This window comes from Pseudomonas sp. GL-RE-26, assembly GCF_019956275.1.
Classification (GTDB): domain Bacteria; phylum Pseudomonadota; class Gammaproteobacteria; order Pseudomonadales; family Pseudomonadaceae; genus Aquipseudomonas; species Aquipseudomonas grandcourensis.
The window spans coordinates 33,484-53,199 of record NZ_JAHBDI010000006.1 but is presented as its reverse complement, the minus strand read 5'-3'; the positions used below and the strand labels follow the sequence as shown (position 1 = coordinate 53,199).

Genomic DNA, 19,716 nt, shown 5'->3' with positions numbered 1-19,716 from the left:
TTAATGACGTGGTGGCTGGCAGGGTCTATCCGCTTATTAGTGGAAACCCATCCGGAAAATAAGCCCTGTTCCTCGGTTGTCGGTGAGTTATCCCCGTAAACACTGGCTTCTGTCGCGCTCGTCGGCTGAGCAAATGGCTATTTGTCGTTCAGTAACGGGATAGCCGCTGACGAACTTGTTGCGGCTTAATTTCAATCGAAGCACCACCAGAGTGTCTCGCCGCAGGTCGCTGGAAACTGCCATTTCTCATGGCCTTGGGTTCCGTACCAGAAGTGCCTTCTATTCATGTGTTGCTATATAAGCGGCAGGGGGAAGAAATAACATGTTGCATAAAGCGTGGTTAGTTCGGGGGGTTCAAGCAGTTGGCTTGTTGACGCCATTGTTGGTACAGGCAGATGTGGTCAATGACAGCAAGCTGACGCTGGGTACCCGCAACTTTTACATTGATCGGGATTACAAGGAGAACAACCCGCCCCATTCGCGAGTGGGCAGTTGGACCCAGGGTTTCGACCTGCGTTTCGCCTCCGGCTATACCGAAGGCCCGGTGCAGTTCGGCCTCGATGCGGAGGCGCAGTATGCCTATCGTCTGGACGGCGGTGGCGGGCGCGGCGATGACACCATCATCCCTTACAGCCAGAGCCGTCAGGAGCAGGCCGATGAATACGGCCGTGGCGGTGTGACGCTGAAAATGCGCTATTCGAAAACCGAGCTGAAAGTCGGTGAGTTGCGGCCGTTACTGCCAGTGGTGATCATTGACGATTCGCGCCAACTGGTCACGACCTATCGCGGTGCCTTGCTCGAGTCCAAGGAAGTCGACCGTCTGACCTTGACCGCCGGACGGCTGACGGAGATCGGGGCGCGTAATTCCTCCAACTACGAAAAGCTGTACCTGCAGACCGGCTCCGGCGTGCGCCACGGCAGCGACGGCCTTAACCTCGCTGGCGCCAGTTATGCCTTCACCCCTTCGTTGACCGGCACCTACTTCTACGCGCAACTGGAAGACATCTATCAGCAGCACTACCTGGGTATCACCCATCTGGCTGATCTGGGCGGCGGTTATGGGCTAAAGACCGACCTGCGTTACTTCAACAACAGCGAAGACGGCGATGCCCTCTACGGCGACATCGACAACCGTTCCTACGGTGCAATGACCTCGCTGAAAAAGGGCGGGCACCGCTTCGGCGTGGGGTACCAGCGCATGCTCGGTGACAGCAACTTTCCGACCCTGGGCGGTTATGTCCCGCAGCCGTTTCTGGTGAACTGGTCGCGGGTCGGGTTCATCAAGCCCAACGAAAAATCCTGGCAGGCCCGTTATGACTACGATTTCGCCGCCCTCGGCGTACCCGGCCTGAATTTCATGACCCGCTACTTCAAGGGTACGTCGGTGGACCGTGGCGACAACCTCAGCCAGGCGGCGGAGCAGGAGCGTGACCTGGTGCTGTCTTATGTGGTGCAAAGTGGCCCGCTCAAAGGCGTGGGGGTGGAGGCCGGCAACGTCGTTGCCAAATTCAGCCACGGCAATGACTGGGTGGAGAACCGCCTGATCACCACTTACACCTGGAAATTTTGGTAACGTCCTGCCCTCAAATCGAACGCGGTTGTGCGCTGAAGTGACGCCTTGGGTAGCGCATTGCCCATGGCGTTGACCATGGCCGGCACCGTTGCTGTGCGCGTCAACGCCGCTCAACGCCGCTCAACGCGTTCGATATCCAGATAGTTTCCGATTACTAGCCAAAAAATGCGGATATCGCCTGTTCGCACCGGCTGGGCATAGCCCTTGCAAACCCAATGTAAATACGCGCCGAAGAGCGTGTCGATGTCTATTGCCGTGGGTGTACTGAGATGACCGAACCAAATGTTGCCCAGTTTCGAGATATCCGCATAGATCGCTACGACCTGGCCGGTGCCCGTGCGTGGATGGCCGGTATTTGCGGGCCGCACGAACTGCAGACTAGCCAGCCAAACCGGATTCAGTTTCACCACAAGGCCAATGTGTTCAAATCGATGTCCACGACCTTGGGCAGGATGGAATACGGCACCGACGTGACCATCGGCGTCGAGGATGCCGAACACCTCAATTGCTACAGTCTCAGCCTGCCGATTCGCGGCGAGCAGGAGTTGGTCAAGGACGGTCGCCGGTTGTACTCCAGCCAGGACCAGGGCCTGATCGTGACCCCCCACGAAACCCAGGCGCTGACCATGGCCGGTGACTGCCACAAGATCTCCGTGGTGATCACCCGCATGGCCATGCGCCAGACCCTGGAAGGCATGCTGCAGCGCCCGCTGGAAATGCCGCTGAAATTCGAGCCGGTGATGGACGCGGTCAACGGTGCCTCTGCTTCCTGGTGGCGGCTGGCCCGTTACTACATCGATGAGCTGGAGCGCGGCCAGGGTCTGTTCAATCAAGTGTTCTTCACCCGCGATATCGAAAGCGCGCTGATCAAGGGTCTGATCCTTTCCCAGCCCAACAACTACAGTGCCGAACTGCGTGACCAACTGGGCGTCAAGTTGCCGTACTACCTGGTGCGCGCCAAGGACTTCATCGAAAGCAACGCCCGCGAAGACATGCACCTGGAAGACATCGAGGCGGCAGCAGGTGTGTCCCGCTTCAAACTGTTCGAAGGCTTTCGCAAGCACTTCGGCGTCTCGCCCATGGCTTACCTGAAAAAGTATCGCCTCGGCGCGGTGCGCCAGGAAATCCTAGAAGACGCCTCGGTGCGCAACATCTCGGTGATCGCGATGTGTTGGGGGTTCTCGCATCTGGGTCGGTTCGCCAGCGAGTACCGCAAGCTGTTCAACGAAACGCCCAGCGCCACTCTGCAACGCAGCGAAGCTCGTCGCAATCGGTCGCTTTGAGATGACGACCTTACAAGCCGCCACCGCCAACAGCGTGGGCCTGAACTTGTCGCTGATGTGCCGCGAGCCGGTCTTCACCAGCCGCTCGGCGCAGGAAACCCAGCGTTTGATGGGGCAAGCGCTGGTGGAACATGAGTTGGATTGGCCACGGGGCGGCGTCGATACGGCGCTCTATCGTGGCCAGGTTGCCAGCTGCGAACTCTATGCGCTGCGCTACGGTGGCCAGGTAGAAATCCGGCCGCAGCCTTTCGAAGATTTCGTGCTGGTACAGATGCCGCTGCGCGGCAGGGCCACCCTGGATTCCGACGGCATGGGCTATAGCGTCAGCCCTGGAGAAGTGGCGATTCTGTCCCCGCGTGAGCAGGCTCGAGTGGTGTGGGAGGAGGGCTGCGAGCAACTGATCCTCAAACTGCCTCGGGCATTGCTCGACGCCAGCCAGAGGGCGCTGGCCGACGACTTGCCATCGGGCTTCACGCTGGCACCGGTCAGCCGCCTGCAACGGCCACTGGCGATGCGCTGGTTTCGACTGGTCAGCGAGTTGCTGGAGCATTTGCCCGAGGGCGAAGCAAGCGCAACGCCTTCGCGCTGGTTGCAGCATCTGGAGCAAAGCCTGCCGCTGTTTCTGCTCAGCCATTGTGGCATTGCGCAACAAGAGTCGCTGTCGCCGCGGCAGCCCACCCGCCAACTGCAAAAAATCGACGCTTGTATGCGCGAACACCTTGTCCAGGGCATCACTCTGGCTGAACTGGCGGTTGCCGTTGGGGTGAGCATCCGCAGCTTGAACACCTTGTGCCAGCGCGAATACGGTCAAAGCCCGATGGACCGCTTGCGCGGATTACGGCTTGAAGCCGCCCGGGAGTTCATGCTGGCGAGGCCGAATTCCAGCGTGACTGAAGTGGCGCTGGAGTTCGGGTTCGGGCATGTGGGGCGGTTTGCCAATTACTATCGGCAGCGGTTTGGAGAGTTGCCGAAGCAGACGATGAAGTCTCAGGCATGAGCGGGTTCAGCTGAATCCCGGCCGGCAGCGCCAAAACGAAAAAACCCGCCGGAAGGCGTAATGCTGTTCACTTAAGGACGAACACTGTATCTGTGGCGAGGGAGCTGGCTCCCGCTGGGGCGCGAAGCGGCCCTAAAATGGGACTGCTGCGCAGTCCAGCGGGAGCAAGCTCCCTCGCCACAGGTTACTTATTGCTCGCTCTATCTCTTAAATGAACGGTATTGCGCCGGAAGGCGGGTTTTTGGTGGTCAGAGATTTTGAAACCCTTCTCTGAACATAATCTGGCACGACCTGGACTCGAACAGAAAAATAAGCATTTGTTCTACAATGAAATTACTCTGTTTTTTAGTATATATATCCCTACGATTATCCTAATCCAGCCCGTATTTTATTGGAGTTCTTTCGATATCCCTGGATCAGGAAAAACCATTCGAGTTTCCGCTCTTTTTGAGACAACGCGAGCATCTGAGTCATCTCGCTGCCAACCGCCGCCCAATGCTTTGAACGTGGCCACTGCAGCGCGAGCCGATTCAGTTTGTGCCTGGGCTCTGCCATCAGATGCCGCTAGGAGATGTTCATCGGCATCCAGCACTTCGATCAAGCTGACCACGCCTTTTTCATAGGCGGCAAACGATGTCGCTCTGGCTTTCGCATACGCCGACTCGCCCTGGGCGAGCTGGGTCGATTGTTGCTCGCGGTTGATCCGTGCCGAAACAGCGCTTTCCACATCTTCGCAGGCCCGCAGAACGGACTGGCGGTAAGCGGCCAAGGCTTCGGCTTCCTGGCCCTTTGCCAAATCAATCTGGGCGTTGATGCGGCCAAAATCGAACAGCCGCCAGCGTAATCCCAGTGCCGCCGAAGCCTGACTGGCGCCGTTGCTGAACAGGTTTGCGCTGGATACCGATGTAGCACTGCCGAGCAGCGCAGCCACAGACAGTTTGGGGTAGTACTCGGACATGGCTTCGCCGATGCGCGCGCTGGATGCCGCAAGACGGCGCTCCGCGACGATCAAGTCTGGACGCCGACGCAGCAGGTCGGCTGGAGCGCCCATGTCCGAGAGGCCTGGCACCTCAGGGATGGGCGCCAGCTTAGTCAACTGCGCGCTGTAAGTGCCGGGCGCCTTGCCCAACATGACATCCAGCGCATTCATTGCCGTGTCAATGCCTGCTTGCAGTACCGGCACGGTGGCCTGCGCTTGGTTCAGCGCGCCTTGGGTCTGGTTCAACTGCAGTTCAGCCGCCAGGCCTTTTGCGTAGAGATGTTCGATGGTGGTGAGCAGTTGTTGTCGTGTGTCTACTTGCTGCCGGGCAATTTCCAGACGTGCTTGCAGGCCACGGATGCTGATGTAAAGGTCGGCTGTTTGCGCGACCACTGCCAGGCGTGTGGCAATCGCTCCGGCTTGCGAGGCCTGATAATCGGCGAAGGCCGCTTCTTTACCTCGGCGCAGCCCGCCAAACACATCCAGCTCCCAACTGGCATTCAAATTCGCCTCATAGGCACTGCCGTAGCGATTATAGGAAGGGTCTGAATTCAGCACTTGGCCTAACGGAGTCTCCAATGACTGTCGGGCTCGGGCCGCTTGACCGTTGACGGTGGCCGACGGCAGGAGTGCTGCGTTAGCGGCCCCCAAACCGGCGCGAGCCTGATCGATCCTTGCGCTTGCCTGGGCTAAATCGAGGTTCTGTTCAAGTGCTCGATTTATCAGCTGACTGAGTATCGGGTCATTAAATGCGTTCCACCAAGCGGCGAGATCGGCATTTGCGGCGGCCACTTGTCGTGCCTTGGACGTTTGCGCCGAGAAATGCTCGGGCAATTCCACACGGGGTTTTGAGTAGTCGGGGCCCACTGCGCAACCTGCAACCATACCCAAACACAGTAAGACGGCGAAACGAGGAGGAGGGTACATGCGATACCTGCGAAAGGGTCGGTTTGTGACGATATTACAATTTGGTCACAAGTTGTCAACCACCTTTGGGATGAGTAAGCTGCTCGCATGAATCAGCCATCAGTTTCTTCGCCCAGCGCCCGTGGCCCAGCCGATCACGACATTCGAGACCAGATTGTCGCGGCGGCCAACGAACATTTCAGTCAATACGGTTATGGCAAAACAACGGTTTCTGACCTAGCCAAGGCCATCGGCTTTTCCAAGGCTTACATCTACAAATTCTTTGAATCCAAGCAGGCGATTGGTAACGCTATCTGTACCAATTGCCTGACTGAAATCGTTGCGGCAGTGGAGCAAGCCATCAATGTAGACGGCATCTCGCCGACTGAACGTTTTCGGCGCCTGGTCAAAACCTTAATCGCTACAGGTGTGAGCCTGTTCTTTAACGACCGTAAACTCTACGACATCGCAGCGTTCGCCGCGTCGGAGCGATGGCCCAGCTCACAAGTCTATGACGCTCAGATCAAGAGCTTCGTGTTGCAAATCGTGCGTGAGGGGCGAGAGCTCGGTGAGTTTGAACGCAAGACTCCGCTGGACGAGACGGTAGAGGCGATTCATCTCGCTCTGCGGCCCTTCATCAATCCTCTGCTATTGCAGTACAACCTCGATTTTGTTGAAGAAGCCCCTTCTCTCATCTCCAATCTTGTTCTGCGCAGCCTGATGCCTTAAACCTCTGCTGACGGATGCGCTGCGCATCCGTATCAGCGTGTGCGCCTGAAAAAACTAGATATCGAGCCTCTTTGCTTTGCTCTGATCAAGTGGGCGATGTTCATTCGTCTCGGTAGTGACTATTGACATAAATGGTCACTTGAATAAGCATGGTGCATCCGCTACCGAGAGGTCTTTATGATCCAGCGCCACCGCATGTCAGCCATTTTCATTGTCTTGTTGCCGTTTGCCCTAGCGGCCTGCAACGAGGCCACGCCTGCCGATCCTCGCCTTCAAGTGCCCTTGGTGCGCATCGGCGTGGTTCAACCCTCCGCGCCTGCGGCACGGGTATTCACCGGTATCGTCGCGGCCCGAGTTCAGAGCGATCTCGGTTTTCGGGTACCTGGGAAGGTCTTGGAGCGTTTGGTGGATGCTGGACAGAGTGTCAAGCGCGGGCAGCCACTTATGCGAATCGATGCCAACGACCTGACGCTGACCGCGCGGGCACAGCAGGAAGCGGTACTGGCCGCCATGGCCCGAGCTCGGCAGGCCTCCGATGACGAGCTTCGCTACCGTGATCTGGTGTCCGTCGGAGCGGTATCTGCTTCAGCTTACGCAGGGTTCAAAGCAGCTGCCGACTCGGCGAAAGCCCAACTCAACGCTGCCCAGGCCCAGGCTGATGTGGCGAAAAACGCGACCGGTTATTCGACGTTGCTGGCGGATGCTGACGGGGTGGTAGTGGATACCTTGGCGGAGCCGGGGCAGGTAGTTGGCGCAGGGCAGGTGGTGGTACGCGTTGCCCATTCAGGGCAGCGCGAGGCCGTGATCCAGTTACCCGAGACGCTACGTCCTGCGCTGGACTCGGCGGCGACGGTTGAGCTATACGGCCAGCACCAGACTGCAGGTAAAGCGCGTTTACGCCAGTTGTCCGACTCTGCCGACCGACAGACCCGAACGTTTGAAGCGCGTTATGTGCTGGAGGGGGCACTCTCCAACGCCACCCTGGGTTCGACAATCTCAGTGGTTATCGCTGACACGGATGTTGCTGATGCCAAGGAATTACAGGTGCCCATGGGGGCCCTCTACGACGCCGGTAAAGGCCCGGGGGTCTGGGTGGTGGGCGGGGAACCTGAGCAGGTGGCATGGCGCCCGATCAAGGTTCGCGGCCTGAATAATGAGGCCAGCGTGCGCGTGACGGGGGATCTGCAGGTGGGTGATCGTGTTGTCGCATTGGGTGCTCACTTGCTGAGCGAGGGAGAGAAGGTCAGGACTGAACTCGCCGATGCTCCGCAAAATTCAGTGGTTGAGGTAAGTCGATGAGCGGCTTCAATCTTTCGGCGCTGGCCGTACGCGAGCGCTCAATCACCCTGTTTTTGATCCTGCTGATTTCTGTGGGTGGGTTGTACGCCTTCTTCAAACTGGGGCGTGCGGAAGATCCCGCATTCACCATTAAACAAATGACGGTGGTCACCGCCTGGCCTGGGGCGACGGCCCAGGAGATGCAAGACCAGGTGGTAGAAAAGCTGGAAAAACGCATGCAGGAACTGCGTTGGTACGATCGGACCGAGACCTTTACCCGGCCCGGCTTGGCATTCACTACGGTGTACCTGCTCGACAGCACGCCCCCCTCAGCCGTCCAGGAGGAGTTTTACCAGGCGCGCAAGAAAATCCTGGATGAGCAGAAGGGGTTGCCGTCTGGGGTGATCGGCCCGATGGTCAATGATGAGTATTCCGATGTCACCTTCGCGCTCTATGCGCTCAAGGCCAAGGGCGAGCCCCAACGTCTGTTGGTGCGCGAAGCCGAGAGCTTGCGCCAGCGTCTGCTGCATGTGGCGGGTGTGAAGAAGGTCAACATCATCGGTGAACAGGCCGAGCGCGTTTTTGTCGAGCTGTCCTACGAGCGTCTGGCGACACTGGGCATTTCTGCACGAGACATCTTCAGTGCGTTGAACACGCAAAACATGATAACGCCGGCCGGTTCGGTAGAAGCGAAGGGGCCCCAGGTTTTCATCCGCCTGGATGGCGCGTTTGATGACCTGCAGAAGATTCGCAATACCCCGCTGACAGTGCAGGGCAGAACCCTCAAGTTGTCCGATGTGGCTGAGGTCAAGCGCGGTTATGAGGACCCCGCGACATTCCTGGTACGCAACAACGGCGAGCCGGCACTGTTGCTCGGCGTGGTCATGCGCGATGGCTGGAACGGCCTGGATTTGGGGAAGTCGCTGGACGCTGAGGCCACAGCGATCAACGAGCAGATGCCTTTGGGCATGAGCCTGACCAAGGTCACGGATCAGGCGGTGAATATTGGCGCCTCCGTCAACGAGTTCATGGTGAAGTTTTTTGCTGCCTTGGGCGTGGTGCTGCTGGTGTGTTTTCTCAGCATGGGCTGGCGTGTCGGCGTTGTGGTTGCCGCAGCGGTGCCGCTGACTCTGGCGGCCGTGTTCATTGTCATGGCGGCCACGGGCAAAGACTTCGATCGAATTACCCTGGGCTCGTTGATTCTGGCGCTGGGGCTGCTGGTGGACGATGCAATCATTGCCATTGAAATGATGGTGGTGAAGATGGAGGAGGGCTACGACCGAATCAAGGCCTCCGCTTATGCCTGGAGCCACACGGCCGCGCCGATGTTGTCGGGGACGTTGGTGACGGCGATCGGCTTTATGCCCAACGGTTTTGCCAAGTCGACCGCTGGTGAGTACACCGCGAACATGTTCTGGATCGTTGGCATTGCGCTGATCACTTCCTGGGTGGTGGCTGTGGTGTTTACCCCTTACCTGGGCGTCAAACTGCTGCCGCAGATCAAGGTGCCTGAAGGCGGGCATACGGCGATTTACGGTACACCGAACTACCAGCGTTTCAGGCGCCTGCTGGGCAGTGTGATCCGCCGCAAAGGCCTGGTGGCGACATCCGTCGTGGGCTTGTTTGTTGTTGCGATTCTGGGCATGGGCGTGGTCAACAAGCAGTTCTTCCCCACGTCCGACCGACCTGAGGTGCTGGTTGAGGTGCAGATGCCTTACGGCACCTCTATCGAACAGACTGATGTGGCGGCGGCCAAGGTCGAGGCGTGGTTGGCTCAGCAGCCGGAGGCCAAGATCGTCACTGCTTACATTGGCCAGGGCGCGCCGCGGTTCTACTTGGCGATGGCCCCTGAACTACCCGATCCATCCTTCGCAAAAATCGTCGTCCTGACCGCGAATCAGCAAGAGCGTGAGGCGCTCAAGCTCCGCCTCAGACAAGCGGCGGCCGATGGCTTGGCGCCTGAAGCCCGCGTGCGGGTGACGCAGTTGGTATTTGGTCCTTACTCACCGTATCCGGTGGCCTTTCGGGTGATGGGCGCCAACCCCGCAGTGTTGCGGGATATCGCCGCGCAGGTGCGTGAGGTCATGACCGCCAGCCCCATGATGAGGACCGTCAACACCGACTTGGGCGAGCGCGTGCCGGCACTTCATCTCACGCTGGATCAGGATCGCCTGCAAGCATTCGGCTTGACCTCGACCGATGTCGCGCAACAGCTGCAATTTCTGCTCACGGGGGTGCCTGTCACCGAGGTGCGTGAGGACATTCGTTCGGTTCAGGTGGTCGCTCGCTCCGCTGGTGAGACGCGTCTGGATCCATCGAAAATTGCCGCCTTCACGCTGACCGGCGTCCAAGGCCAGCGCGTTTCGCTGTCCCAGGTAGGGGCGGTGGATGTGCGCATGGAAGAGCCCATCCTGCGACGTCGTGATCGGACGCCGACCATCACCGTGCGCGGTGACGTGGCTGAAGGTCTTCAGCCTCCCGATGTCTCCAACGCCTTGATAACGCAGTTGCAACCCATCATCGAAAAGCTGCCGGCGGGCTACCGCATTGAGTTTGCCGGCGCGATCGAGGAGTCGGGTAAAGCAAACAAGGCATTGCTGCCGTTGTTCCCGATCATGATCGCGCTGATGTTGCTGACCATCGTCATTCAGGTGCGCTCGATGTCGGCAATGATGATGGTGTTCGCCACCGCGCCTTTGGGCCTGATTGGTGTGGTGCCAATTCTGCTGCTGTTCCAGCAGCCGTTCGGGATCAACGCCTTGGTGGGATTGATTGCCTTGTCAGGGATTCTGATGCGCAACACGCTGATCCTCATTGGCCAGATTCACTCTAATAAGCAAGCCGGTCTGTCGCCTTATGACGCAGTGGTCGAAGCCACTGTGCAGCGTGCACGGCCAGTGATTCTCACGGCGTTGGCGGCGATGCTGGCGTTCATTCCGCTGACCCATTCGGTGTTCTGGGGAGCGCTGGCGTACACCCTGATTGGCGGTACGTTTGCCGGCACAGTGCTGACCTTGGTGTTCCTGCCAGCGATGTACGCCCTCTGGTTCAAGATCAAGCCTGAGCCCGCGCATGAGCTTGCAGCGAACACTCATGTTGCTTGATACCTGCGTGCCTGGATCGTCTCAAAAAGGAAAATCGATATGAGCTCGTTGGCCCAGTTTACTCAACAGTTTGATCCCGCTGCGCCCTTCGTGGCTCCGGCCAACTGGCTCCAGGGAAGAACTGTGTTTGACGGGCTATCTGCAGCCCTGTCATTGCAGGCGGTGTTGTTTGAGGCATGGCCGGATTGTGGGCACGCCAGACCGTAGCGATTTTTACCTAGCGTGCAGTGAACTCAGCGCAACAGTTGTTTCTGCTATCCCACCTTCAGTGATTACCGCTTGCCACCGATCACTGTGCGCTTTGACCGTGCCGTAATGCCAGCCGCCAAACAGGTCTTTCAACGCCTATGGCCCGGCATAGCTCAATTGCCGGCCGTAGCCAAAATTCCGCCCATTCCTTCTACCGACCAATGCCATGATCAAATTACTCTCGAAGCCAAACCGTTGAAACTTTCCCTCACGTCATCCCGCCAAGAATGTTGAGTGTTATCAGGGATCAAGGCCCCTGCGACCTGTGAGGGTTGTCCACTAACGCGGGACTGGCGGCTCTTTACGACCGGGAGCATGGGCATCTCATGATCTGGCCTCCTGAACACCTCCGAAGAAGTGGGCGGGTGGAGGCTGTACTGGCTGACGAGACCAACGCCGCGAGATCCTGAGTCAGGTGAAGGCAGTGAGGCGATGACCAGGGCGCGCCTGACTGTCAGTCAGGTGCAGTCCATTCCCTGGGCTGCGGCACCATCATCTGCATCGCTGTTGCTGGTGACTTCGGTATTTGTCACGCCGATTGTCACGAGGGGGAATGCCGCAAAGCCTTGTACTAGGTGGGCTGCAGCAGCGGTAGGAGCGCCCGTCTCTTTCCGGGAGAAAGAGACGGGCGCAGGTTGGCGCAGTGAAATGGCCAAGCGAATAGGTTGCTGCAGAGCAGCTATGAAAGGGGATGAGTTGCCGCAGTGGGCACACTGGTAAAAGTAGGCATCCATCACATCGCTGTGACCGTGCGAGCCGCCGGACGCTAATCGCACTTTGGGAGAACCACCACGGTGTGGCGTAACCTTAAAGGTTCTGGCTACCTGGGTTGCTGTCAACGACAGCGCTTTGCCCGACCTTTTCTACGCCTGTGGAGAATTCGGGTCAAGGCTCGAATTGTTGGGAGTTCTGCGGCTGCGGATGAAATTATCCACCGATGGAAATCAGTGGTTTTCCGCAGACAATTGTGTGGGCTTTAGATTTTTTAAGTGAGGTCCATCCAAACAGGGCGGCTTTGCAGCCCCACTTGGATGGATCCGCGTGGACAAGCGGATCACTGAGATATGAAGACCGAGCGCTTACTCAGTTGCGCCACGTTTTGCTTTTAGGCGAGTGACGTTCGCACCCGTCTGATTGGCGAATTCGCGTGGGCTGACATGCTTCTGCTGATTAGCCTCAAGGTAGCGACTCCACCAGTTCATGATCAGCCTGCGCTCCTCGATGAACTCTGCCTTGTGGATGTAAGCGGCGCGGACGTTGTTGCGTTCCTTGTGGCTCATCTGCCGCTCGATGGCTGAGTCCGTCCACAAACCTGACTCGATCAGTGCGCTGCAGGCCATCGAACGAAACCCATGGCCACAGATCTCGGATTTGGTGTCGTACCCCATCTTCCGAAGCGCGCTGTTCACCGTGTTTTCGGACATTGGTTTCCAAGACTTGGTATCGCCTGCGAACACCAAGTCAAATTTGCCTGTGATTGCGTGGATCTGCTCGAGCAGGGCGATCGCTTGCGGCGATAAGGGTACAAGATGGATATCGCCTGCCATCTTCGTACCCCTTGTGGAAAAGGGTACGCCTTCCAACGCTGGTCGCGTGTCGGGTATTTCCCAGGCGCCACGTTTGAGGTCGAACTCGCTCCAGCGGGCGAAGCGCAGCTCGCTGGAGCGTACAAACACGTGCAGCGACAGCAAGACCGTCAGCCGGGTAAGTGCCCGGCCTTTATAGGTGTCGATCCGTTCCTGCAATTCAGGCAGGCGCGATAAGGATAAAGCGGGGCGGTGGACGACCCGCGAGGCTTTGATCGAGCCTTCGAGGTCGTAAGCAGGGTTTACGGTGATGAGCCGGAGGCGCTTTGCTTCGCGCATGATGCTCTGCAGGTAGTTTTGTACCCTTAAAGCAACGTCTATCGTTCCGCGCCTCTTGATCACTTCCAGGGGGCGCATAAGGTCGTGGGTGTCGAGGTCGACAATGGCGCGGGCGCCGATCAGCGGGAAGAGGTGAGTTTTGAGGCGACTCATCACTGTCTTGGAATAGTCCGGTGCCCACTTGGCTGACATTTCCGTGTGCCAGCCGAGGGCAACGCTTTCAAAGGTGCGGCCTTTGATCAGAGCGTCCGTCTTGGCTTGGTTCTTGGCTCCTATAGGGTCAATGCCATCCGCCAGCATTCGCTTGGACTCCAAGCGCTTGCGGCGCGCAGCCGCGAGGCCAACGATGGGGTAGTTGCCGAATGAGGTCAGTCCTTCCCGGCCATTGGGTTGGACTAGAAGGTAAAGGCCGTCGCCGTCGAAAAGCTTGTAGGCGCGGTCTGTGGGCTTGGCCGAACGGCAAGTGGAGTCGGAGAGTGGAGCAGTAGTGCGCGACATAAGGGCACTCCCTTTTATCGAGCTGACCTTCTACCCCAAACTCTATCCTTAAAACGGTTGGTATCCACCAGGATTCACGAGAATCCGACAGAACGCCAAAACGAAAAAACCCGCCAGAAGGCGGGTTTTTCGGGGGGGTCAGAGATTTTGAAAGCCTTCTCTGGAACCTTGTCTGGCTCCACGACCTGGACTCGAACCAGGGACCCAGTGATTAACAGTCACTTGCTCTACCAACTGAGCTATCGCGGAATGGCGCGTATCTTACTGATTCAAAAAGAGAAGTCAAGCATCGAATAACAATTTGAGCGAGTCATCGGGACGGGCGGTGGTTTAGCGGCGATTGGCGGTTACCAGAATCACCCCAGAGGTCTACCATGGCCGCCCGGAAGTGGTTACACGCGCTACCGTCCATTCGCCAAAAAGGTACGCGTCATGAATCATCCAGCCATCACCCATCAAAACCATGGGGTGCGTGCATGAGCATCGCCCAGATCAGCCTGCCCAAAGGTGTCGGCCCGCACGCCGAAAAACTGTTCGACGCCATTACTCAGGCCAGTACGGCTGACGAATTAAACCGCGCGGGCGGTAAGGCCGAAGGTTTTGTCCTGGGCCTGGAAAGCACTAAAGCGATCAAGAGCCAGGTCGCGGAATCGCTGTATGTCGCCTACGACGACGCTGCCAGCCAGCGTGCGACCGAACTGGCTTAACCGCCGAAGGTAATCGTGCCAAGCATCAGTTTGGCGTAGAGCGCCGTGGCCCCCAATTGCACCAGCCACAGGGCCAGGCCGCCGAGGAATACACCAGCAGCGACTTGCATTACCAGGTTGTTGCCACGTTTTGTCGGGGCGCGGGGGATGAAGTGATCCAGATCATCCAGGTCATCGCGGTCGGCGCGCAGGTCATCGTTTTTCATGTGGGTTCTCGCAGGAATTCCAGGGTGTATACAAGTCTGTGGAGTTTAGAGGGCAGAGCCACTGCTTTGAGATTAATCTGCAACAAATAAAAAACGGGAAGCCATATGGCTTCCCGTTTTTCATTTCAAGGCGTAATCAGATGACCTGGACGATAGCGTCCGTCACAACCTTGATGTTGCTCTGGTTCAGTGCGGCTACGCAGATGCGGCCGGTGTCCAGCGCGTAGATGCCGAACTCGTTGCGCAGACGGTGAACTTGCTCAACCGTCAGGCCGGAGTACGAGAACATGCCGCACTGACGACCGACGAAGCTGAAATCGCGCTGAGGCGCTTTTTGTGCCAGCAGGTCGACCATCTGGGTGCGCATGCCACGAATGCGCAGGCGCATTTCGGCCAGTTCGGCTTCCCACTGGGCGCGCAGTTCCGGGCTGTTCAGCACCGCAGCGACAACGCTGGCACCGTGGGTCGGCGGGTTGGAGTAGTTGGTGCGGATCACGCGTTTGACTTGCGACAACACACGCGCGCTTTCTTCTTTCGATTCGCTGACGATCGACAGGGCACCAACGCGCTCGCCGTACAGCGAGAACGACTTGGAGAACGAGCTGGAGGCGAAGAAAGTCAGGCCCGACTCAGCGAACAGACGCACGGCGGCGGCGTCTTCGTCGATGCCATCGCCAAAGCCCTGGTAGGCCATGTCGAGGAATGGCACGTGGCCTTTGGCTTTGACGACTTCCAGGACGTTTTTCCAGTCCGCCGGGCTCAGGTCCACGCCGGTCGGGTTGTGGCAGCAGGCGTGCAGCACAATGATCGAGCCGTTTGGCAGCGCGTTCAGGTCTTCCAGCATGCCGGTACGGTTCACGTCGTGGGTCGCGGCGTCGTAGTAACGGTAGTTCTGTACAGGGAAGCCGGCGGTTTCGAACAGGGCGCGGTGGTTTTCCCAGCTTGGGTCGCTGATCGCCACGACGGCGTTCGGCAGCAGTTGCTTGAGGAAGTCGGCACCGATCTTCAGTGCGCCAGTACCGCCAACGGCCTGGGTGGTGATGACGCGGCCAGCAGCAATCAGCGGCGAATCATTGCCGAACAGCAATTTCTGCACAGCCTGGTCGTAGGCGGCGATGCCGTCGATTGGCAGGTAGCCACGGGAAACGTGTTGAGCGGCGCGAATGGTTTCGGCTTCGACAACGGCGCGCAGGAGTGGAATTCGCCCCTCCTCGTTGCAGTAAACACCGACTCCCAGGTTGACTTTGTTGGTCCGGGTATCGGCGTTGAATGCTTCGTTGAGGCCCAGGATTGGATCGCGTGGTGCCATTTCGACAGCGGAGAACAGGCTCATTATTGCGGCGGCTCTGAATGGAGTGTGGAGGGACGTGTCGCGCTCCAGCCGAATGCACTAGAGCGGTGCACAAACGGGGAGCTAGTATAGAGGCCATCGGCGATGGCTGGCGACAGGCGAATCAGCATTTCGGGTAAGTTTTTCCGATTATTTCTCGACCGGTAGTCGATTGGCGTCGGCAAAGGTTTTGCGCGATGTAGGACGTTTGCCTTGAAAGCGCTGGCAATCGGCTCCACATTGAGCACAATCCAGTTTTTTCTTCGGGCGACATCGGTCGTTTGCGGTCTTTCTCGTTCGTGCCGTTTATACCGGCAAGAGTGAACCAGAGGTATTTCATGTCTGAATTCCAGCTAGTCACCCGTTTCGAGCCCGCCGGCGATCAGCCGGAAGCCATCCGCCTGATGGTCGAGGGCATCGAAGCCGGGCTGGCGCACCAGACGCTGCTCGGTGTGACCGGCTCGGGCAAGACCTTCAGCATCGCCAACGTGATCGCCCAGGTACAGCGCCCGACCCTGGTGCTGGCGCCGAACAAGACCCTGGCGGCGCAGTTGTACGGGGAGTTCAAGGCGTTCTTCCCGAACAACGCGGTGGAATACTTCGTTTCCTATTACGACTACTACCAGCCGGAAGCCTACGTGCCGTCCTCGGACACCTTCATTGAGAAGGATGCGTCGATCAACGACCACATCGAACAGATGCGTTTGTCGGCGACCAAGGCCTTGCTCGAGCGCAAGGACGCGATCATCGTCACCACAGTGTCCTGCATCTACGGTCTGGGCAGCCCGGAAACCTATTTGAAGATGGTGTTGCACGTGGATCGAGGCGACCGGCTCGATCAGCGTGAATTGCTGCGACGCCTGGCTGACCTGCAATACACCCGCAACGACATGGATTTTGCCCGTGCGACCTTCCGCGTGCGTGGCGATGTGATCGACATCCACCCGGCGGAATCCGATTTCGAGGCGATCCGCATCGAGCTGTTCGACGATGAAGTGGAAAGCCTGTCGGCGTTCGATCCGCTGACCGGCGAAGTCATTCGCAAACTGCCGCGCTTCACCTTCTACCCGAAGAGCCACTACGTGACGCCACGGGAAACCCTGATGGGTGCGGTCGAAGGCATCAAGGTCGAGTTGAAGGAGCGCCTGGAATATCTGCGCTCCAACAACAAACTGGTGGAAGCCCAGCGCCTGGAGCAGCGCACCCGTTTCGACCTGGAGATGATCCTCGAGCTGGGTTACTGCAACGGCATCGAAAACTACTCGCGCTATCTGTCCGGCCGCGAAGCCGGCGCGGCGCCACCAACCCTTTACGACTACCTGCCGGCCGATGCCTTGCTGGTGATCGACGAGTCCCACGTCAGCGTTCCGCAGGTTGGCGCCATGTACAAGGGCGACCGCTCGCGCAAGGAAACCCTGGTCGAATACGGTTTCCGCCTGCCTTCGGCCCTGGACAACCGGCCGATGCGTTTCGATGAGTGGGAAAGCATCAGCCCGCAGACGATTTTCGTCTCGGCGACCCCGGGCAACTATGAAGCCGAGCACGCCGGGCGCGTCATTGACATGGTGGTGCGCCCGACCGGGCTGGTGGACCCACAAATCGAGATCCGCCCGGCACTGACCCAGGTCGACGACTTGCTGTCGGAAATCAGCAAGCGCGTCGCTCTGGAAGAGCGGGTACTCGTCACCACGCTGACCAAGCGCATGGCCGAGGATTTGACCGATTACCTGGCCGACCACGGCGTGCGCGTGCGTTACCTGCACTCGGACATCGACACCGTGGAGCGGGTCGAGATCATCCGCGACCTGCGCCTCGGCACCTTCGATGTGCTGGTGGGCATCAACCTGTTGCGTGAAGGCCTGGACATGCCGGAAGTCTCGCTGGTGGCGATCCTCGATGCCGACAAGGAAGGCTTCCTGCGTTCCGAGCGCTCGCTGATCCAGACCATCGGCCGGGCGGCGCGTAACCTCAATGGTCGGGCGATTCTCTACGCCGACCGGATTACCGGTTCCATGGAGCGGGCCATTGGTGAAACCGAGCGCCGTCGCGACAAGCAGATCGCCTTCAACCTGGCCAATGGCATCACCCCCAAAGGCGTGTTCAAGGACGTTGCCGACATCATGGAAGGCGCCACTGTGCCCGGTTCGCGCAGCAAGAAGCGCAAGGGCATGGCCAAGGCTGCCGAGGAAAACGCCCGGTACGAAGCCGAACTGCGCTCACCGGGCGAGATCGCCAAGCGTATCAAAGCCCTGGAAGAGAAGATGTATCAGCTTGCTCGGGATCTTGAGTTCGAAGCGGCGGCGCAGATGCGCGACGAGATTACCAAGTTGCGCGAGCGGTTGATCACTGTTTGATTTGCGGTGACTGGAGCGGCCTCATCGCGAGCAGGCTCGCTCCTACAGTTGATCGAGTTGTCATGACCGGCGCGGTCCAATGTGGGAGCGATCCTGCTCGCGAAGGGGCCAGTCTTGGCACCACAATACTTGACTAGTGCGCCTCACCCGCCTTCAACCCCTGCGGCAATTTCTTGGTCAGCAACACCGCCACCATGCTGATCCCCAGCGCAATCCCGACAAAGTGAAACGCATCGTTATAGGCCATGATCGACGCCTGTTGGTGGGCGATCTCGCTGAGTTTGCCCAGTGCTGCCGTTTCATTGCCCAGCCGGTCGGCCAGCGAGGCGATCCGTTCAGCCACCTGCGGATTGCTCGGCACGATGGATTCACGCAGGTAGTCAAAGTAAACCTTGGTCCGCGCATCCAGCAGCGTGGCGAGCAGGGCGATGCCGATGGCGCCGCCGAGGTTGCGCAGGATGTTGAACAGGCTCGAGGCCGATCCCGCATCCTGGGGCAGGATGTAGGCGGTGGCGATCAGCGAGATGGTGACCATGATCAGCGGCTGCCCCAGGGCGCGGATGATCTGGATCTGATTGAACTGCGGCCCGGCAAAGTCCGGGTTCAGCACGCCCGAAGAGAAACTCGCCAACCCGAACAGCCCGAAGCCCAAGGTGCACAGCCATTTCGGCGAGACGAACTTCATCAACTTGGGCACCAGCGGGATCAGGAACAGCTGCGGCACGCCCATCCACATGATCACTTCACCGATCTGCAGGGCGTTGTAGTTCTGGATCTGCGCCAGGTACAGCGGCAACAGGTAGATCGAACCGTACAGCCCGACCCCCATCCCGACGCTGGAAATACTGGATAACCCGAAGTTGCGGTTGCCGAGGATGCCGAGATTGATCAGCGGATTGGGTTTGGAAAACTGCACGATCACAAAGGTGATCAGGCTGACCAGCGCGATGCTGCCCAGGGTCACGATCAGGTTCGACTCCAGCCAGTCCTTGCGATGGCCTTCCTCCAGAAACACCTGCAAGCAACCGAGCCCGACGCCGAGGGTGAGAATGCCGGCGTAGTCGGTGCTTTTCAGCAATTCCCAGTGTGCTTCTTTTTTCTCCAGGCCGTACATCAGGCCGGCGATCATGATCAGGCCGGGCGGGATGTTGATGTAGAAAATGTATTCCCAGCCCCAGTTCTCCGTCAGCCAGCCGCCGAGGGTAGGGCCGATGGACGGGGCGAAGGTGGCGGTCATGGCGAACATGGCCATGCCTTTGGCGCGGTGGTGTTCCGGGAGCTTGATCAAGGTCAGGGTGAACGCCAGCGGAATCAGCGCGCCACCGGTAAAGCCTTGCAGGGCGCGGAATACGATCATGCTTTCCAGGCTCCACGCCATGGAGCAGAGCAGGGACGCGGCCAGGAACCCGAGTGACACCCAAACCGCCAGGCGCCGGGCCGACAGCAACTGCACGAGCCAGGCGGTGAGGGGGATCATGATGATTTCCGCCACCAGGTATGAGGTGGAAATCCACGAGCCTTCTTCCAGCGTTGCAGATAGCGCGCCCTGGATATCCTTGAGCGAGGAGTTGGTGATCTGGATGTCCAGCACCGCCATGAACGCACCGAGCATCACGCTCATCACCGCAATCCAGTCCCGCCGGGTCGGTTCGCCGACC

At 58.8% G+C, this 19,716-nt stretch carries 13 protein-coding genes, 1 tRNA gene and 1 pseudogene; 8 read left to right on the top strand and 7 right to left on the bottom strand.

Annotation, left to right across the window (positions count from 1 at the left end):
• Positions 1 to 322 precede the first annotated feature (322 nt).
• The 3 genes from KGB07_RS04515 to KGB07_RS04505 all read left to right on the top strand — a co-directional run bounded on the left by KGB07_RS04515 (position 323) and on the right by KGB07_RS04505 (position 3,853).
• The gene (locus tag KGB07_RS04515; RefSeq protein ID WP_046038159.1) at positions 323 to 1,573 is read left to right on the top strand and encodes an OprD family porin; all 1,251 of its coding nucleotides are present in this window, start codon (positions 323 to 325) and stop codon (positions 1,571 to 1,573) included.
• 269 nt (positions 1,574 to 1,842) lie between these two features.
• Positions 1,843 to 2,856, top strand: a complete 1,014-nt coding sequence (locus KGB07_RS04510) for an AraC family transcriptional regulator (protein ID WP_185754738.1) — start codon at positions 1,843 to 1,845, stop codon at positions 2,854 to 2,856.
• A 1-nt stretch (position 2,857) separates the two neighbouring features.
• On the top strand, positions 2,858 to 3,853 hold the full coding sequence (locus KGB07_RS04505) for an AraC family transcriptional regulator (protein WP_046038160.1): 996 nt from the start codon (positions 2,858 to 2,860) through the stop codon (positions 3,851 to 3,853).
• A 388-nt stretch (positions 3,854 to 4,241) separates the two neighbouring features.
• Here the strand turns inward: KGB07_RS04505 and KGB07_RS04500 are convergent, their stop codons facing one another.
• Positions 4,242 to 5,759 (bottom strand): efflux transporter outer membrane subunit, encoded by a 1,518-nt coding sequence (locus tag KGB07_RS04500; RefSeq protein WP_223464721.1) that lies wholly within the window; start codon positions 5,757 to 5,759, stop codon positions 4,242 to 4,244.
• Between the two features lie 87 nt (positions 5,760 to 5,846).
• Between KGB07_RS04500 and KGB07_RS04495 the strand changes: the two genes are divergently transcribed.
• The 3 genes from KGB07_RS04495 (at position 5,847) to KGB07_RS04485 (ending at position 10,849) form a co-directional block, all read left to right on the top strand.
• The gene (locus KGB07_RS04495; protein ID WP_223464720.1) at positions 5,847 to 6,467 is read left to right on the top strand and encodes a TetR/AcrR family transcriptional regulator; all 621 of its coding nucleotides are present in this window, start codon (positions 5,847 to 5,849) and stop codon (positions 6,465 to 6,467) included.
• 177 nt (positions 6,468 to 6,644) lie between these two features.
• Positions 6,645 to 7,766: an efflux RND transporter periplasmic adaptor subunit gene (locus KGB07_RS04490; RefSeq protein ID WP_223464718.1), complete on the top strand. Its 1,122-nt coding sequence runs from the start codon at positions 6,645 to 6,647 to the stop codon at positions 7,764 to 7,766.
• Entirely contained in the window at positions 7,763 to 10,849 is a 3,087-nt protein-coding gene (locus KGB07_RS04485; RefSeq protein WP_046038163.1) for an efflux RND transporter permease subunit, read from the top strand. The genes KGB07_RS04490 and KGB07_RS04485 overlap by 4 nt, the downstream gene beginning before the upstream one ends.
• Before the next feature lie 270 nt (positions 10,850 to 11,119).
• Here KGB07_RS04485 and KGB07_RS04480 read toward each other — a convergent pair.
• From KGB07_RS04480 to KGB07_RS04470, 3 genes and pseudogenes are all read right to left on the bottom strand, one after another.
• Positions 11,120 to 11,266: pseudogene (locus KGB07_RS04480) on the bottom strand (integrase); the annotation flags it as partial.
• A 911-nt stretch (positions 11,267 to 12,177) separates the two neighbouring features.
• Positions 12,178 to 13,461 (bottom strand): tyrosine-type recombinase/integrase, encoded by a 1,284-nt coding sequence (locus KGB07_RS04475; protein ID WP_046038164.1) that lies wholly within the window; start codon positions 13,459 to 13,461, stop codon positions 12,178 to 12,180.
• 173 nt (positions 13,462 to 13,634) lie between these two features.
• Positions 13,635 to 13,710 (bottom strand) — tRNA-Asn (locus KGB07_RS04470).
• 227 nt (positions 13,711 to 13,937) lie between these two features.
• Between KGB07_RS04470 and KGB07_RS04465 the strand changes: the two genes are divergently transcribed.
• Complete coding sequence (locus KGB07_RS04465) at positions 13,938 to 14,168, top strand: hypothetical protein (RefSeq protein ID WP_008007186.1); 231 nt, start codon at positions 13,938 to 13,940, stop codon at positions 14,166 to 14,168.
• Here the strand turns inward: KGB07_RS04465 and KGB07_RS04460 are convergent.
• Complete coding sequence (locus KGB07_RS04460) at positions 14,165 to 14,374, bottom strand: hypothetical protein (protein WP_046038165.1); 210 nt, start codon at positions 14,372 to 14,374, stop codon at positions 14,165 to 14,167. The two genes, KGB07_RS04465 and KGB07_RS04460, sit on opposite strands and share 4 nt — an antisense overlap.
• A gap of 136 nt (positions 14,375 to 14,510) precedes the next feature.
• Positions 14,511 to 15,707 (bottom strand): amino acid aminotransferase, encoded by a 1,197-nt coding sequence (locus tag KGB07_RS04455; RefSeq protein WP_008050829.1) that lies wholly within the window; start codon positions 15,705 to 15,707, stop codon positions 14,511 to 14,513.
• 335 nt (positions 15,708 to 16,042) lie between these two features.
• Between KGB07_RS04455 and uvrB the strand changes: the two genes are divergently transcribed.
• Entirely contained in the window at positions 16,043 to 18,058 is a 2,016-nt protein-coding gene (uvrB, locus tag KGB07_RS04450; protein ID WP_223464716.1) for an excinuclease ABC subunit UvrB, read from the top strand.
• A 133-nt stretch (positions 18,059 to 18,191) separates the two neighbouring features.
• Here uvrB and KGB07_RS04445 read toward each other — a convergent pair whose 3' ends face one another.
• Positions 18,192 to 19,682: an MDR family MFS transporter gene (locus KGB07_RS04445; RefSeq protein ID WP_223464778.1), complete on the bottom strand. Its 1,491-nt coding sequence runs from the start codon at positions 19,680 to 19,682 to the stop codon at positions 18,192 to 18,194.
• Between the last annotated feature and the right edge of the window lie 34 nt (positions 19,683 to 19,716).